Consider the following 16,368-nt stretch of genomic DNA (forward strand, 5'->3'; position numbering starts at 1 on the left):
AAAGACCAACCGCTCGGGGCATGAAAAAAGGGGGTGGACGCGCCACCCCCTTTCGGGATCTTCGACTGGATTCCGGGCATCCGACCGCAAGGATCGACGCTGCGGCCGGACTGGTCCAGCTTAGGCCAGCTGCAGGTTCTCGGCGGCTTCGCGTCCGTCACGGCCGGACACGATGTCGAAGGTGACCTTCTGGTTGTCCTTGAGGCCGGTCAGGCCAGCCCGCTCAACGGCGGAGATGTGGACGAAAACGTCCTTGCGTCCGCCCTCGGGGGCGATGAAGCCGAAGCCCTTGGTGGTGTTGAACCATTTCACGGTGCCGGTGGCCATCGTGATGTCTCCTAGTCAGGAACGCTGCCCGCGACATGCGGCAGCCCGGCTTGGTCAGTGTCGCAACGAGAACTGAAGCCGGTGACGGAGACAGCGGATCGAGGGAGTGTAACGTTCGCAGCGGATACATGGGGTGGACCACGCTACAAAGCAAGACCTTTCTCACGGCTGCGGAAACAGAAAGGTCCGAGCATCCCTCGCCTTGTCCGCAGCTCGGGCTGGCCCGCATGCCGATGAGCCGTGGCCCGCGATCAGGCCCTGACGCGCCCAAGCGCGGGATCCAGCTCTGGAAAACTATCGTGTCAAGTGGAGACCTTATGCGATTGGGCGCGCCTTCCCCCTCGCAACATTCTGCCGTGGCTCCACGTATGGGTGAGCCACGAGGGCGTCCTTGCGGCCAAGACCACGGAGAATGACTTGCTGGGCGTGTCACCCGATGTCGCGGCTGGCGACCTGCGGGCTCGCCCGCGACCGGGAGCCCCCTTGGACGCCATTCTCGAGATCAGACGGACGCGGCGGTTGTCCAATGGCCGGCGGCGCGCCCACCCACGTCGACACGCAAAGGAGCAGGCATGAGGAAATCCCCTGGGACCGTAGATGGCTGGATCGGCGACATCTTCAGGAACACCCAATCGTCCGTCCCGCCGACTCCGGCATTCCGACCGACCCAGACCCCTTCGGAGAAGCGGGCGGACGAAACCACCCGTGTCGCCCGTGAGATCACCGAGGCGGCCAAGGAGCGGTTGCAGGCCGATGTCGCGCGGCTGCGGCAGGCGCGCCTCGAGAAGGAGGCGGTGGACAGGGCAAATGCCGCCCGGGTCCCGGCGAAGAAGCGGCAAGCCAGCCGGTCGCGCTGAACCACTGCGGATCAGGGCGAGGCCAACGGGCTCCGCCGTCCGGATACCTTGAGCACCGCGGCCGGGAATCCTCGGCCGCGGTGTCGCGTTCTGGTGCCCGAGGGGACCGGCTGGCTGCCTCGGGTCAGCTCAGGGGGTGGCAGTAGGCCAGGCCGCCGCCGTGAACGCTGGTCAGGGACCGTGCGGCCGCGCTGCATTCAGCGCCTGACTCGGTGCGGACCACGATGCTGGGGACCTGAGTGTTGGCTGTGACGATCACCAGGATGTGGGGGCCGGGCTGCATCTCCGCTTCGGGGAAGTTGGCAAGGCTCTGCCGGGGATCGTAGACCCAGATCTTCGCCGCCACGAGATCCGCCGGCGCCACCGACCGGCCGGGATCGTCGCCCAGGAGACGGTCGATCACACCCTGGGCCTGGGCCGGGGCCCCGCTGAGCGTCAGCGTGAACAGGCCGGCGAGGCCAGCAAGGGCAAGTGGGATCGGAAAGCGGAAGGACGTCATCAGGAGCCTCAGGTGGGGATCAGGCAGAGCGTCTAGCGGCCCTGCGACGTCCAACGGAGAGGAAGGGACAGGGTTCCCGCGGTCGAGCGCGTCGGTGCCAAGCGTCCGCCCGTGGTCGGGGTCGGACAGCTCCGATCGATCCGATCTGGAGGAGTTGCCCTTAGGTCAGATGGTCCTCGACAGGACCATCCTGAGCCGGCAGACTCGCTGCAACTTCGGACCGAGCGTAAGGGCTGACGTCCAAGGCGACTGCTGACTGGCCCCGATGCGGCGGTTTCCGCCCGTAGTCAAAGAGATGCGACGAAAGCGGGGTGTTCGACATGCCGTGGTCATCCTTCGATGCAAGCCGGGTCCGGGATGCGGCCACACTCGGTGGCTTTCTCGGGTGGCGGGTGCGGGCACGGACCACGCTCCACCTGAATGAATTCTCGGGGTCCGAGATGGCCCTCGGAGCGCCCCTGACGATCCAGGCGGGTCGAATCGGCTTTCTGGGCCATCCGGTGCGGGACTCGGTCGTGGTGGCGTTTCCAGATGGGGCGGTTCAGCCGGGCGACCGACTGGAAACCCTCCGCTTCGGGCACTTCCGCTCGATCCTGGTGAACATGCCGACCCTTCGCCACCAATTCGACCTCGAGGCGAGATAGGGTCGGACTGCTTTCGCAGCGGGATAAACATGGCTGTCGTGTGTCGGCCTTCCACGATCTTGCAATTCAGCCTTCGGAGATTCAGGCGGAGCGAACGGGCCTGATTGTTTACAGGGCATCGTTTGAATTGTAGCCTCTGCATTCAGGACCGAATGGAATTGGTATCTGCCAGTCAGTCCGGGCGGCAGGCCGCTGAAGTTCGGCCCAATCGTCTGGTATCCGGACAAGGCCGGAGACTCATTGCCCGAGGCAGGCCCCGGCGTCGTACGCGTCGCGTCCACCTGGCCTGCCGCCAGCCGGAGACTCAGCTCCTTGGCCGGACGTGCGGTGTGGCATCCGGATCCGGATGCGTGGTGAGCGGGGTTCCCTGATGGCGGCGCCGGTTGCATTCGACAGCAAGGTCGTGGTCGCGACGGCGACCTGGGATTACGGAGCATTGGGATCACTGGAGGCGGGCATCCTCTGCCAGCTCCGGTTCCATGACCCGGACGGAGACGTGCTGGACACCGAGATCGTCGGGGGCGCCGGACCCCTTCACGGCACGGCGTCGATCAACTCGCTGGGGTTCGATTACCGTCCGAACGAGGACTACCTGGGCTCGGACAGCTTCATGTACCGGGTGACCGACGCGGGCGGCGCAACGGCCACGGCCACCGTCGCGATCACCATTGCGGCGGAAGGGCCAGCGACGCTGACCGGCCTGGCAGGGGCCGATATCCTGATCGCCGGGGCCTTGGCCAATGACCTCTATGGTGGAGACGGGAACGACCACCTGAGCGGCGGAGGCGGCAACGACCGGCTTCATGGCGGCGCGGCCGACGACGTTCTGAACGGGGACAGCACATTCAGTTGGGCGCCCGCCGGGAACGACGTCCTCTTCGGTCAGGAGGGGGATGACGCCCTCAACGGCAATGCCGGCGATGACACCCTGTTCGGAGGCGAAGGCGACGACCGGCTGTCCGGCGCCGGATACTGGCACTCGTGGGGCAACGACGTCCTGTACGGAGGGTCCGGGAACGACACCCTGACCGGGAGCTGGGGAACCTACAGCTTTTATGGTGGCGACGGGGCCGACAGCCTGACAGGCGTGACCGGCGAAGACAGCGTCGATGGCGGCGATGGCAATGACAGCCTGTCGATCGACGTCAGCGGGAGTCTTGCCGTGGCGGGGACGGCCGCCACGGTCAACGGCGTCGAAACGGTTCGCGGGATCGAGTTGTTCACGGTCCAAGGGGGCACTGGTGCGGACAGCCTGCTGGGCGGGCGCCGGGCTGACTCCTTGGCCGGAGGAGGGGGTGACGACACCCTGATCGGCGCTGGCGGCGGCGACACCATCTACGGGGACTCTGCGTTCGAGGTCGGGAACGACCTCATCTATGGCGGGCGAGGGGACGACACGCTGGATGGTGGCGACGGTCTGGACACGATCTTTGGAGGCAGCGGCGCGGACCGGATCCGCCTGCACTGGAGCGCGGCTGGCGGCGAAGCGGACGGGGTGAAGGGCTTCGACACGCTCGAGATCGCGGCCAGTGGATCGATTGCCGTCTCGGGCAAGAGCCTCGTGATCGATGGCCGCGTCGTCGGAAGGAACTTCGAAGCCTTCAGCATCCAGGGAGGAGTCGCCGAGGACACCATCACGGGTGGGGCGGGCAATGACACGCTGTCGGGCGGAGACGGCAGTAACAGCCTTTATGGGGGCGAAGGGAACGACGACCTCAGCAGTGCCGGGGGCGGGGTCCTGTCCGGCGGCGACGGGGACGATCGGTTCAGCACCTCCGGCCTGGAAGGCGGGCCGGGCCATGTCATCTACGGCGGCCAAGGCAATGACAGCTGGAGCGACAGCGGCGGCGGTCCCGGCTCGGGTGGAGATGACACCGTCTATGGCGGCCTCGGCAACGACGCCCTGACGGCCGGTCCGGGACGCGACAGCGTCTATGGCGGGGGCGGCGACGATTCCGTGACCTACGGCCGGGCCGACGATCGGCTGTTCGGTGGGGGCGGCTCCGATTTCCTGATGTTCATCGGCAGCGGACGGCTCGTGGTTTCGGATGGCCGCGTGCTGGCGAATGGCGCAACGGTCGCCGAGGGCTTCGAGCGGTTCAGGATCTATGGCGGCAGCGACGACGACGAGATCTCGGGCGGCGGCAGCGGCGACGACCTCAACAGCGGCAGCGGCAACGACATCCTGCGGGGCAATGGGGGTGGCGACACCCTCATGGGGAATTTCGGCGACGACCTGGCCCATGGGGGGACGGGCGACGACCTCCTGGACGGCTGGGAAGGAGATGACCGGCTGTTCGGCGGCGCGGGCGACGATGCCGTCTACGGCGCCTTCGGCGACGACACCGTCCATGGAGGCGACGGCGCCGACTATGTGAGCCTTGAGGACCTCGGGGAGGGCGACATGGCTTATGGGGGCGCGGGCTTCGACAGGCTGGTCCTGTCGGCGTCCTCGCCGGTCCGTCTGGTCGCTTCGGGCAAGCGGGCCTTTGCCGACGGCCATCTGATCGGCGCGGAGTTCGAGGAGTTCGAGTTCCAGGGCAGCCTGGGCAAGGACACGCTGAAAGGGGGCGACGGCGACGACATCCTGGACGGTCGCGGCGGTGCGGACTTCATCCACGGCGGCGGGGGCGCGGACCTGGTGAGGTTGAGCGAGCCCATCAACGCCGATGCGGAGATCGTCGGCGGGCGGGGCAGGGACATGCTCGCTGTCGCCGGGCAGGGAGCCCTGCTCGCCTCCGGGGGCGGTGCCAGGATCAACGGAGTCCTGATGGGCTCGGGCTTCGAGCGGGTCAGCTTCTTGGGAGGGACCGGCAACGACACGCTGAGAGGGGGGGCGGGGGATGATATTCTGGACGGCGGTGGCGGGCGCGATCTCGTGCAGGGCGGAGGGGGCGCCGATGTGATCCTGCTTCCCGGCCCCGGGACCCGCGGGACCTTTGACGGCGGCGATGGCCGCGATGTTCTCCAGGTGACCGCGAGCGGGCGGCTGATCGCCACGGGGACGGGGGTGCGGATCGACGGCGACATTGTCGGCACCGGCTTCGAGAGGTTCGCCCTGACCGGCGGCTCCAGGACGGACAGCCTCTTGGGCGGGGCTGATGCGGACACCCTCGTCGGATTGGGAGGAGCCGACATCCTCCAGGGCCGTGGCGGGGCCGACGACCTGTCCGGCGGGGCCGGCGGCGACCGGCTCGCCGGGGAGGCCGGCAACGACAGGCTGGACGGGGGCGAGGGTCAGGACGCTCTGCGGGGCGGAGACGGCGTGGACCGCCTGATCGGCGGGACCGGCAACGATCGGCTGGAGGGTGGCGGGGGAACCGATTTCCTCTACGGCGGCCAAGGTCGGGACCGTCTGATGGGGGGGAGCGGCCTTGATCGCCTGGTCGGGGGCGAGGGCGACGACCGTTATGTCATCACCGGGCCCGACGCGACCGTCGAGGAGAAGGGCGGCGGGATCGACCGGGTGACCTCTTGGGTCAGCACGACCCTGGCCAGGAACGTGGAGCATCTCGTCCTGGCGGGGAAGGGCGATCTGCGCGGCTCCGGGAATGGTCAGGACAACCGCATCGAAGGCAATTCAGGGGACAACATCCTCCGGGGCGCAGAGGGCCGCGACGTCCTGCTGGGCGGGGCGGGCAAGGACCAACTCGAGGGGGGCGGCGGGGCCGACCGGATGGAGGGTGGCACGGGCAGCGACACCTACTTCGTCGACGCGGCGGGGGATACGGTCCATGAAAGCGCGGGCGCCGGGACCCGAGACACCATCTCCAGTTCGGTCGACATCGCGCTGCCGGAGAACGTGGAGAACCTTTACCTCGACCTTTCGGCCGGAGCCATCGACGGGCGTGGCAACCGGCTTGGAAACCTCGTCGTCGGGAACAACGCGGGGAATGTGCTCATGGGGGCGGGGGGTGCCGACGCCCTCTACGGCGAGAAGGGGAACGACCGCCTGATCGGGGGTGAGGGGCGCGACAGCCTGGTCGGCGGGCTGGGGGACGATGTCTTCGAGTTCCGACAGCGATCCGAAGCAGGCGACATCGTCCTCGATTTCTTCAACTCCTCCAGCGAGGACGACCGCTTCCGCATCAGCGCGGCGGGGTTCGGGGGCGGGCTGGACCCCGGGGGCGTGCTCGCCGCGTCGCAGTTCCGGGTCAGGTCCGACAACCAGGCGCAGGACAGCAACGACCGGTTCATCTTCCGTACGACGGACCGCACGCTCTGGTTCGACGGCAACGGGAGCGCGAAGGGCGGGCTGTTTCTGGTGGCCGACCTGCAGGACGCGGCCGTCGTCGGGCACCAGGACATCTTCCTGTTCTGACCGACCCCGCCAACCCGTGCGATCCTTGTGGCGGCGCCTCGGTCTCGAATGCCCTTGGCCAGCGAGGGGTAGTCAAATCGCGCGGCCGGGGGCGATATTCCGCTATGCCGAAACAGCGGCTTTCAGTATGATACGGCAATTGCAGTGAACGGCGACCAGTCGATGCCCTGACGTCGGATCGTGATATCCGGCGATCCGGAGTGTGATCGTAAGTCCTGACCGCATTCCCGGCATTTTCCTGACGCCGATTTTGGTTTCGTCATTCCGTTGTGGGAGGGAAATGCGATGCATGGGGGCTGGTTCAGGATAGGCGGCGCGATGGGGGCCCTGATCTGGCTCGGCGCCTGCGATCCGGCAGATTTCGATGTGCCCGGCCAGGACACCGCCCCCGCAGCGGCACCGGTCGAGCCGGCGGCGGTGGTGACTGATCAGGCGGCCGCAGAGCCCGCCGGAGTCGGACGAGCGGGTCCCTCCCGATCGGGCGGCGCGTCCGGAACCGGCGGCACAGGTTCGCCGTCGTCCAATCCGCCCGATTCAGGAACCGACAGCCCCTCGTCCCCCGGAACGGACAGCCCGGGCTCGGATGGCGGGGACAGGCCCTCGCGACCTGACGCGCCGGACGGGCCGTCGTCGGGCGGTGGATCGGATGGGCCGGGGGACGGGCCTTCGGACGACGGCGGCGACGATGGCGGATCGGACAGGCCTTCGCCCGGCGGTGGCGGCGGTCGTCCAAGCTCCTGGACACCCGGCTGATCAGGTTCGGAGGAGGTGCGGGCATGACAGCCACGGTTCCCGGCCTTCTCGCAGTCGCCCTCGGGGCGGCGTTGTGCCCCGGGGCGGTCCTGGCCCAGGCTACCCCCTTCGTCAGCGCACTGGTCCAGAAATCGGCCGAGATCAGGCCGCTGCGCATGGTCGACCCGTCGACGGCCGCCGCACGGCGTTATGCCATCGTCATCGGCAATTCCGACTACGAGGCCATCCCGGACCTGCCCAACACGCTGGCCGATGCCTCCGCCGTCGCCCATCTGCTCGAGCAGGAGGGTTACCTCGTCTACCATTTCGAGAATGTGACCAAGCGGGGCTTCGAAGACATCCTTCGCCGGGTTCTCTTCGACGTGGACCCGGACACCCAGGTCGTGGTGTTCTTCGCCGGGCATGGCTTCCAGGTCGGGCCCGAGAATTATCTGGTGCCGGTCGACGCCGATCTGGACAGCGTTTACGACCTGCCCTTCGAGGCGGTTTCCCTGGGGAGCCTCGTCAACATCGTCGGAACCCGGGCAAGGCTCCAGATCGTCATCCTCGACAGTTGCCGCGACAATCCCTTTGCCGGACGGGCGGCGATGGCGCAGATGGGCAATGATCTTCGGGAGATCCGCACCGGCTTCTCGTCGCAGGCGGCTCCCCTCAACTCCATGCTGATCTTCTCCACCGCCCCGGGGTCGGTGGCCTATGACGGCGGGGGCACGAACAGCCCCTTCACCGAGTCCTTCGTGCAGGTCGTGAGCGAGCGGCCGGGCGCACTGGTCAACGAAGTCGTGGAGGGCGTGCGCCGCCTCGTCTACGACCGGACGGGCGGGCGGCAGGTGCCCTGGGACAGCTCGACCCTGGTCGAGCCGGCAACTTTCGGACCGGTCGGCGCCGGGGGCGAGGCGCAACCGCCGCAGCCATCCTCGGAAGAGGCGGGCGGGCCGACCCGGGGCATGGCCCTGGTGACGACAGGCGACGGGACGAAGCCCTCCGACGCAGCCGCCCGGTCCGCCGTGTCGATCTCGGCGGACTTCGTCCCCGAGGTGGCCATCGGGCCTGCGATCCGGGACGCGCTGGCCCTTTCGCCGGGCACGGAGGTCACGATCCTGCGCGCCCCCCGGATCGGCCATGTCGTGCTGGAAGAGGAGGGCGGCGCCCGCCGGGACGCTGAAGGCGCGACACTCTCGGGTGACGAGATCGGGCGGATCCTCCTCGTGAACAGGTCCGTGCAGATCCCGGCGGCGTCCTTGCCGGACGGGGTCATCCACGACGCCCTGACGGTCGCCGTGGGCGGGCAGGAGACCGATGTCGCCATCGACCTCAGGCCCGATCCCTGCGACTTCGAGGCGGGGGATCATCTCGACCCGAACGGCATGGGCATCACCCGTTATCCCAACGAGATCCGGCCGGAGATCGCGCGGGCCGCCTGCCAGGCCTCGGTGGAGCGCGCGCCCGAGGTCGGCCGCTTCCATTTCCAGCTCGGCCGCGCCCTGGTCGCCTTGCGCCGCTACGATGAGGCCAACACCGAATTCGCCCGGGCTCGCGATCTTGGCCATGTCCGCGCCTGGAACGCGCTGGGCAGCGCGCTGCTCAACGAGGAGCGTCGGACCGGCGGGCTGGCGTCGCCGGTCGGGTCCGATGAGGTGCTGGCCCTGTTCGCGCGCGGGGTCCAGGAGGGCGATCCTTACGCCTACTACTCGCTGGGCTATCAGCTCCTCAACTTCGGCGAGACCGAGGACGTCCAGATCGAAGGCTACGACCTGATGATGCGGGCGCTCGAGCTCGGGCATACCTTCGCGATGAACGCCATGTCCGAGTTCTACCTCGACGAGGGTAGCGCCCATTACAACGCCGAGCGTGGATTGCGCTACCTGCGCGAGAGCGCCGACCGTGGCGACATCTACGGCTACAACAATCTTGGCCTGGCCTATCTTCAGGGGCGAGGGGGCCTGGCGGTCGACAAGGCCGCCGCCTTCGACCTGTTCATGAAGGCCGCCGAGGGCGGACATCCGACCGCGCCCTTCAACCTCGCCGGGATGTACCGCGACGGCGACGTGGGGGGGCGGCCCGATCTGCGCCAGGCGGTGGACTGGTTCGCGCGGGGGTTGGAGCGCGGCGACGCGCTGGCGGGGGCGCACGCCGCCTACCTCATCATGACCGAGGACGTTCCAGGCTACGACCGCTTCGACGCCGCCGTCCTTGCCGCCAAGGGCGCGGCGCTGGGCAACCTGTCGGACGCCGAGGAGGCGCGGGCCCAGCTCGTCGCCATGCCGGGGAACGTGCTCGACGGCGGTGCGCAGAAGCTGCTGCGGGAACTGGGCGGCGACATCGAGCCGGACGGAGACTTCGGACCGGCCAGCGAGGAGATCATGGCCCGCCTTCTTGACCAGTATGGGGCGGGACCCGCCCAAAGCGATCCGGTGGAGCGGATCGTGCAACTGGCCGGGCTCGTCTGGATCAGGTCGCCCTTCCGGGTCGATCTCTACTGACTCCCGCTTCGCGGGACCTGTCAGGCGAGCCGGCTCAGGCGGGTCTCGGCGTCGATCATCAGGGCCAGGACCCCGGCGAGGAGCAGGAGGGCCGCGAACAGCGCGACCGCTCCGGTGAAGCTCTGGGCCACGATCAGGGCAAGCGCCGAAGGGGCCAGAAGGCCGCCGAACCGGGCGGTGGCGCTGGCCGCCCCCATGCCGGTGGCGCGCGATTGCGTGGGGTAAAGCTCGGGCGTGAAGGCGTACAACGCGCCCCAGGTGCCCAGCAGCGCAAAGCTCATGACCAGGATCGACGCTCCGACGAGATAGGGGTCCCGGGCCAGCACGAACAGCGTGCAGGCCATCGCGCTCAGGAACAGGAACGTCACCAGCGTCGGACGACGACCCCAGGCCTCCACGCCATAGGCCGCGAGGGCGTAGCCCGGCACCTGGGCCAGGGCGACCACCACAAGGAAGCCATAACCCCGGACGAAGCCGAACCCCTCCGCAGCTAGGCGCGCCGGCATCCAGGTGAAGACTCCGTAGTAGGAGACGGAGACGAGGAACCACACGAGCAGGACCAGAAGGCTCCGCTGCCGGAGCTCTGGCGAAAAGAGGCCGCCGCCGCCGCTCGCCGGGACGGTGACGCGGGCGCCGGGGTCCAGCGGGGGCTTGCCATTGGTTCGCAGCACGCGGTCGAGCACGTCCTTGGCCTCGTCCGCCCGACCCGATCTCAGCAGGAACATCGGGGATTCTGGGACCCAGAGCCGGAGCCATATCCCGATCAGCGCTGGCAGGGCCGTGATCGCGAAGATCCAGCGCCAGGCCTCGGCGATCCCGGCCGTGCTGGCCGCCCAAGCCGCGAGGGCGATGACGATCGTCCCGACCGCCCAGAAGCCTTCGAGCATGACGAGCCAACGCCCGCGGTTCCGGGACGGAAGGAACTCGGCCATCATCGCGTAATCGACGGGCAGCGTGCCCCCGACCGCGACTCCGGTCAGGAACCGAAGCAGGAGAAGGACCCCGAAGGATGGGGCCAGCACCGACAGGAGGCCAAAGACGGCGTCGCAGGCCACCGTGATCAGCAGCACCCGACGGCGGCCGAACCGGTCGGCGGCCCGACCGAACCCGCTGGCGCCAATCAGCATCCCCAGGAAGAAGAGCGTCCCGGTCTGGAGCGCCTCCGGGACGGTCAGGCCGAAGCTGGCCGCGATGGACGGGGCGGTGAAGCCGACCGCCAGCACCTGCATGGCATCCGCGGCCCAGACGAAGCCGAAGATGGCCAGCAGCCGCCGTTGGAACGGCCCGGCGCGCGCGCGGGTGAGAACATCGTCGATCTCGGTCTGCATGATCTCCGACATAGCTTCCGCCGCGCAAATGTCTTGGCCGCGCCCAAGCTCGTGGCGGGAAGGACCAGCTTTCGCGTGCCGCCGGGCCGGTTGCCCGATCCCGCCGCATCGGAGCCCATCTCTTGGGCTGACGCGCCGGTCCGGCTGCCCAAGAGATGGGCAATCGGCGCAATCGCACCCGAACTTCAGGCATGGGGTTGACCGACGTGCCCCGGAGGTTCCAGAATTTTACCTATACTAAAACTCGGGGCCGCATGACCGAATCCGCGCACATGATCCCATCAGCCCCGGCCATCGGCGAAAGGCTGCGCCACCGACGCGTGGAGCTCGGCCTCACGCTCAAGGATGTCGCGCGGGGCGCGGGCCTGTCGACGGGGTTCATCTCCCAGGTGGAGCGGGATCTCGTGGCGCCGTCGCTTAGCTCTCTGGCCGCGATGGCGAGGATCCTGGACGTTCCGCTGGCGCAGCTGCTGCCGGATGTGCGCGGGTCGGCCCGCACGACCAGCATGCAGCGCCCGATCCACAAGGTCGGGACCGAGCCCCATCTCGGCTACGAGCGGCTGACCACGAGCTTTGCGGGAAGCGTGCTCAACGGCGTCATCATCCACGAGGAGCCGGGGCACTGGTCCGAACCCATCCGGCACGAGGGCGAGGAGATGTTCTTCGTCCTCGAGGGGGCGATCACCGTCGAGGTCGAAGGTGACCGTACGGTCCTGAACGCGGGCGACTCGCTGCACTTCTCGTCGCGCCGCCGGCACTCGACCTGGAACCACGGCACGACCGCGGCGACGATCCTGCACGTCTGCACCATGGACGTCTTCGGCGACCGCATCCCGGCCGAGACTTCGCCCGGCCATCAGGTCGGGCACCAAGATCAAGAGGAGGACACGGAATGACAACCGTGGAGGAAGCCCGCGCGGCGCTGGCGCGCGCCATTCAGGAGCCGGGCCAGCCCGAGCCGGCCTTTGCCGCCCTGGCGGCGCTGGTCGCAGCCGAGATCGGGGCCAGGCTTTTCACCGTCATGACCTATGACGACGAAAGCGGGCTCGCCCGTCGCCGCTGGTCCAACATGCCGGACGCCTATCCGCCCGGGGGCACCAAGCCCATGCTGCGCGACAAGTGGTCCGAGCAGGTCTTCGACCGGCAGGAACCCTTCGTCGCCAACGACATCGGCGCCATCGCCGAGGTGTTCCCGGATCATCCGCTGATCCAGTCGCTGGGCTGCGAAAGCTGCCTCAACCTGCCTGTCATCGTGGGCGGCGAGGTGATCGGCACGCTGAACTGCCTGGACGTGGCGGGCCACTATACGCCGGAGCGCGTGACGCGGGCGCAGGAGATGCTGGCGCTTCCCGCCGCGGCCTGCCTGCTGATCGACCGCTCGGCTGGCGACCGCATGGGAGAACGGGCATGACCGGCACGACGATCCGGGTCGCCACCGACGTGGGCGGCACCTTCACCGACCTCGTGTGCTTCGAGACCGATGAGGCGACGGGCGAAAGCCGCGTGACCACGGCCAAGTCGGACACCACGCCCCCGAACTTCGAGCAGGGCGTCTTGGACGTCCTGCGCAAGGGCGGCGTCGATCCGTCCACCATCGGTTTCATGGCGCACGGCACCACGGTCGTCATCAACGCCCTGACCGAACGCAAGGGCGTCAAGGTCGGCCTGATCACCACCGAAGGCTTCCGCGACACGCTGGAGATCGCGCGGGGCAACCGGCCCGACTTCTTCAACCTCCATTACGAGAAGCCGCAGCCCTTCGTGCCGCGCTATCTGCGTCGTGAGGTGCCGGGCCGCATGAACTACCTGGGCCAGGAGACCCGCCCGCTCGACCTGTCGCCGCTGGACGGCATCGTCGCAGACTTCAAGGCGGATGGCGTGCAGGCCGTGGCGGTCGCGCTCCTGCACTCCTACGCCAACCCGGCCCACGAGGCTGCGGTGCTGGACCGCCTGCGCGAGCTCTGGCCCGAGGTCGCGGCCGTGGGCTCGCACCAGATCAGCCGCGAGTGGCGGGAATACGAGCGGACCAACACGGCCGTCCTGTCGGCCTACGTCCAGCCGGTGGCCGAGCGGTACCTGACCCGGCTTCAGGACGGGCTCCGGCAGGAGTCCTTCGACGGAACGCTCTACGTCATGCAGTCGAACTGCGGAGTGGACAGCCTGGGGGCGGTCAGCCGCGTTCCGATCACGATGGTGGAAAGCGGCCCCGCCTCGGGCTTCTGGGGCGCGGCGGAGCTCGGCAAGCTGATCGGAGAGCCCAACGTGCTGGCGCTCGACATCGGGGGCACCACGGCCAAGTGCTCGCTGATCGAGGACGGGCAGGTCCGCATCATGACGGACTATTGGATCGAGCGGGACCGCACCTCGGCGGGCTATCCCATCATGGTGCCGGTCGTGGATCTCGTGGAGATCGGCAACGGCGGCGGGTCGATCGCCTGGGTCGACGACTTCGCCAAGCTCCATGTCGGACCCAAGTCGGCCGGCGCCGTGCCGGGCCCGGCGGCCTACGGGCGCGGCGGGACCGAGGCGACGACGACGGACGCGAACCTCTGGCTGGGCCGGATCAACCGGAACTACTTCTGCGGCGGCACCGTCATCGCCGACATGGCGGCCACCGCCGCGGCGCTGGACAAGGTCGCCGGGCGACTTGGGATCGACCGGGACGAGGCGGCGCGGGGCATCGTCCGCATCGCCAACAACAACATGGTGAACGCGCTCAAGCTGGTGTCGTTGAACCGGGGCCACGACCCGCGGGACTTCGTGCTCGTGGCGTTCGGGGGCGGCGGGGCCATGCACGCCGTCGCGCTTGCCCAGGAGCTGGGCGTGAAGAAGGTCGTGATCCCGGCCGGCGCCTCGGTCTTCTCGGCCTGGGGCATGATGATGTCCGACCTGCGCCGCGACTACTTCCTGACGGCGCTCGCGGACATGGCGCCGGGCGCTGCGACGGGGATCGAGGCCCGCTTCACGGACCTCGAGGACAAGGCCCGCGCCCAGTTCGAGGCCGAGCGCATCCCCGCCGGCAAGGTCCGCTTCCTGCGCTATGGCAAGTTCCGCTACCAGAACCAGGAGCATACGGTCGAGGTGCCCATCGAGGGGCCGGTGACGGACGACCGGCTGGCCGCCATCGCCGCCGACTTCCACGCCGCCTACGAGCGGGAATACACCTACCGCCTTCCGGCGCCGGTGGAGATGGTGGGCCTGCATCTCGTCGCCTCGGCGGAAGTGGGCAAGCTGACGCTTAAGGCGCAGCCCCTGACGGAGGAGGCGGCTTCCAGCGCCTCCAAGGGGCGGCGCAACGTCGACTACGCGCTCGACGGCATCCACGAGGCCGAGATCTACGACGGGGAGCGTCTGAAGCCCGGAATGCGCTTCGATGGGCCCGCCATCGTCGAGGACCCGGGCACCACCGTCGTCATCCATCCCGGCAACCACGTCGAGGTGGATGCCTGGGGCAACCTCCACATCCAGTTCCCGCAGACGGAAGCCGCATCATGACGCTCGATCCGATCACGGCCGAGATCATCCAGAACTCGCTCCAGGCCACCGCCGACGAGATGTTCGCGGCGATGAAGAAGACGGCCATGAGCTCGATCATCTACGAGGTGCTCGATATGGGCACCGGGATCACCGACGCCGACGGGGAGCTGGCCTCGTCGGGCGCGGGGATCCCGGCCTTCGTGGGCGTGCTCGACAAGGCGGTGAAGGTGATCCTGTCGCGGCACCGGAAGGAGGACCTCCGGCCCGGCGACGTCTTCGCCACCAACGATCCCTATTACGGCGGCGTCACGCACCTTAACGACATCATCGTGGCCATGCCCGTCTTTGCCGACGGGCAGCTCATCGCCTGGACGGCCAACATCGCCCACAACTCGGACGTGGGTGGCATGGCGCCGGGGTCGCTGACCGGGGACGCAACCGAGATCTTCCAGGAAGGCCTGCGCCTGCCGGCCATCCGGATCATCGCCGGAGGCGAGGCGATCCAGCCGGTCTTCGACATCATCAAGGTCAATTCCCGGATGCCCGACGTGCTCGAGGGGGACGTCTGGGCGGCGATCTCCTCGGTCCGGATCGGGGCGCGGCGGCTGGAGGAGCTGGCGGCCAAGTACGGGGCCGAGACCTTCCGCGCCGCCGTGGCCAAGTTCATGGACTTCGGCGAGGCGGTCACCCGCAAGTCGCTGGCCACGCTGCCCAAGGGCACCTACGAGCTGAACGAGGAGCAGGACGACGGGCGCATCTTCAACGTCAAGATCACCATCGCCGAGGACAGGTTCATCGTGGACCTGCGGGACAACCCGGACCAGTCCCCGGGCCCGGTGAACGCCTGCCGCGACGGGGTGATGATCGCGGCGCAGATGCTGCTCAAGTCGCTGACCGACCCCCGGGGCCCGGCCAACGGCGGCTCGTTCCGGCCCATCGAGCTGCTGACCCGCAAGGGGTCGGTCTTCGACGCCAAGGAGCCCGCGGCGATCGGCTTCTACTACGAGGTCGAGCTCCGCGCCTACGACCTGATGTGGCGCTGCCTTGCGCCCGTCGTGCCGGACCTGCTGGGCGCGGGGCACTTCGCCTCGGTCTGCGGGACGTTCATCGGCGGCATCCATCCCGACACCGGCCGGCAGTACACCATCATCGAGCCGCAGGTCGGCGGCTGGGGGGGCAGCGCGGGGCGCGACGGCAACAGCGCGATCTTCTCGTCCTTCCACGGCGAGACGTACAACTGCCCCGCCGAAATCAACGAGGCCCGCAACGGCGTCCTGATCGACCGGATGGAGCTGAACACCGCCCCCGGCGGCGAAGGGGAGTTCACCGGTGGGCGCGGCGTCATCATCGATTACCGCCCGCGTGCGGACAACGGCTACCTGACCGTGGGCTACACCCGTTCCCGCTTCCCGGCCTGGGGTTTGGCGGGCGGGCGCGACGGGTCGCCCAACTTCGTCCGCTTCATCCCGCAGCAGGGCGAACCGCAGGATTATGCCTTCGTGTCGGGCCTCAAGACCCGCGCGGGCGATCTGATCCGCGTCATCACCGGCAACGGCGGCGGCCTGGGCGACCCCCGGACGCGCGACCCGGACCTGGTGCGCCGCGACATCCGCGACGGCCTCATCACCCCTGAACGCGCCAAGGAGGTCTATGGTGTCGAGGCCTGATCTTTCCCGGTC

Annotated in this window: 11 protein-coding genes; 8 read left to right on the forward strand and 3 right to left on the reverse strand. The window is 68.6% G+C overall.

What is annotated here, in order from left to right; genetic code table 11:
* Positions 1–120 precede the first annotated feature (120 nt).
* Entirely contained in the window at positions 121–327 is a 207-nt protein-coding gene (locus J3P31_RS01635) for a cold-shock protein (RefSeq protein ID WP_210526643.1), read from the reverse strand.
* 572 nt (positions 328–899) lie between these two features.
* Between J3P31_RS01635 and J3P31_RS01640 the strand changes: the two genes are divergently transcribed.
* Entirely contained in the window at positions 900–1,184 is a 285-nt protein-coding gene (locus J3P31_RS01640; protein WP_210526644.1) for a hypothetical protein, read from the forward strand.
* A gap of 124 nt (positions 1,185–1,308) precedes the next feature.
* Here the strand turns inward: J3P31_RS01640 and J3P31_RS01645 are convergent, their stop codons facing one another.
* Complete coding sequence (locus tag J3P31_RS01645) at positions 1,309–1,683, reverse strand: hypothetical protein (RefSeq protein ID WP_210526645.1); 375 nt, start codon at positions 1,681–1,683, stop codon at positions 1,309–1,311.
* A 320-nt stretch (positions 1,684–2,003) separates the two neighbouring features.
* Between J3P31_RS01645 and J3P31_RS01650 the strand changes: the two genes are divergently transcribed.
* From J3P31_RS01650 to J3P31_RS01660, 3 genes are all read left to right on the forward strand, one after another.
* Positions 2,004–2,327, forward strand: a complete 324-nt coding sequence (locus J3P31_RS01650; RefSeq protein WP_210526647.1) for a hypothetical protein — start codon at positions 2,004–2,006, stop codon at positions 2,325–2,327.
* Positions 2,328–2,697: 370 nt separating this feature from the next.
* Positions 2,698–6,648 (forward strand): calcium-binding protein, encoded by a 3,951-nt coding sequence (locus J3P31_RS01655; protein ID WP_210526649.1) that lies wholly within the window; start codon positions 2,698–2,700, stop codon positions 6,646–6,648.
* Positions 6,649–7,424: 776 nt separating this feature from the next.
* Positions 7,425–9,884 (forward strand): caspase family protein, encoded by a 2,460-nt coding sequence (locus J3P31_RS01660; protein ID WP_210526650.1) that lies wholly within the window; start codon positions 7,425–7,427, stop codon positions 9,882–9,884.
* 20 nt (positions 9,885–9,904) lie between these two features.
* Here J3P31_RS01660 and J3P31_RS01665 read toward each other — a convergent pair whose 3' ends face one another.
* Complete coding sequence (locus tag J3P31_RS01665; protein WP_246849198.1) at positions 9,905–11,224, reverse strand: MFS transporter; 1,320 nt, start codon at positions 11,222–11,224, stop codon at positions 9,905–9,907.
* Between the two features lie 260 nt (positions 11,225–11,484).
* Here J3P31_RS01665 and J3P31_RS01670 point away from each other — a divergent pair, with 260 nt between their 5' ends.
* From J3P31_RS01670 to J3P31_RS01685, 4 genes are read left to right on the forward strand one after another with little or no spacing between them, the layout of a single operon-like run.
* Positions 11,485–12,108, forward strand: coding sequence for a helix-turn-helix domain-containing protein (locus J3P31_RS01670; protein ID WP_210526651.1), 624 nt, complete (start codon positions 11,485–11,487; stop codon positions 12,106–12,108).
* Positions 12,105–12,623: a GAF domain-containing protein gene (locus tag J3P31_RS01675; RefSeq protein WP_210526652.1), complete on the forward strand. Its 519-nt coding sequence runs from the start codon at positions 12,105–12,107 to the stop codon at positions 12,621–12,623. The genes J3P31_RS01670 and J3P31_RS01675 overlap by 4 nt, the downstream gene beginning before the upstream one ends.
* A complete protein-coding gene (locus J3P31_RS01680; RefSeq protein WP_210526653.1) occupies positions 12,620–14,707 on the forward strand; it encodes a hydantoinase/oxoprolinase family protein in 2,088 nt (695 codons plus the stop codon). Before J3P31_RS01675 ends, J3P31_RS01680 begins: the two co-directional genes overlap by 4 nt.
* Complete coding sequence (locus J3P31_RS01685; protein ID WP_210526654.1) at positions 14,704–16,356, forward strand: hydantoinase B/oxoprolinase family protein; 1,653 nt, start codon at positions 14,704–14,706, stop codon at positions 16,354–16,356. Before J3P31_RS01680 ends, J3P31_RS01685 begins: the two co-directional genes overlap by 4 nt.
* The last annotated feature ends 12 nt before the right edge of the window (positions 16,357–16,368 follow it).

This window comes from Rubellimicrobium arenae (assembly GCF_017916275.1).
Lineage (GTDB): Bacteria > Pseudomonadota > Alphaproteobacteria > Rhodobacterales > Rhodobacteraceae > Rubellimicrobium > Rubellimicrobium arenae.

Coding starts and splice junctions, on each gene's coding strand:
- J3P31_RS01635 (WP_210526643.1), bottom strand. CDS start 327: ATGGCCACCGGCACCGTGAAATGGTTCAACACCACCAAGGGCTTCGGC.
- J3P31_RS01640 (WP_210526644.1), top strand. CDS start 900: ATGAGGAAATCCCCTGGGACCGTAGATGGCTGGATCGGCGACATCTTC.
- J3P31_RS01645 (WP_210526645.1), bottom strand. CDS start 1,683: ATGACGTCCTTCCGCTTTCCGATCCCACTTGCCCTTGCTGGCCTCGCC.
- J3P31_RS01650 (WP_210526647.1), top strand. CDS start 2,004: ATGCCGTGGTCATCCTTCGATGCAAGCCGGGTCCGGGATGCGGCCACA.
- J3P31_RS01655 (WP_210526649.1), top strand. CDS start 2,698: ATGGCGGCGCCGGTTGCATTCGACAGCAAGGTCGTGGTCGCGACGGCG.
- J3P31_RS01660 (WP_210526650.1), top strand. CDS start 7,425: ATGACAGCCACGGTTCCCGGCCTTCTCGCAGTCGCCCTCGGGGCGGCG.
- J3P31_RS01665 (WP_246849198.1), bottom strand. CDS start 11,224: ATGTCGGAGATCATGCAGACCGAGATCGACGATGTTCTCACCCGCGCG.
- J3P31_RS01670 (WP_210526651.1), top strand. CDS start 11,485: ATGATCCCATCAGCCCCGGCCATCGGCGAAAGGCTGCGCCACCGACGC.
- J3P31_RS01675 (WP_210526652.1), top strand. CDS start 12,105: ATGACAACCGTGGAGGAAGCCCGCGCGGCGCTGGCGCGCGCCATTCAG.
- J3P31_RS01680 (WP_210526653.1), top strand. CDS start 12,620: ATGACCGGCACGACGATCCGGGTCGCCACCGACGTGGGCGGCACCTTC.
- J3P31_RS01685 (WP_210526654.1), top strand. CDS start 14,704: ATGACGCTCGATCCGATCACGGCCGAGATCATCCAGAACTCGCTCCAG.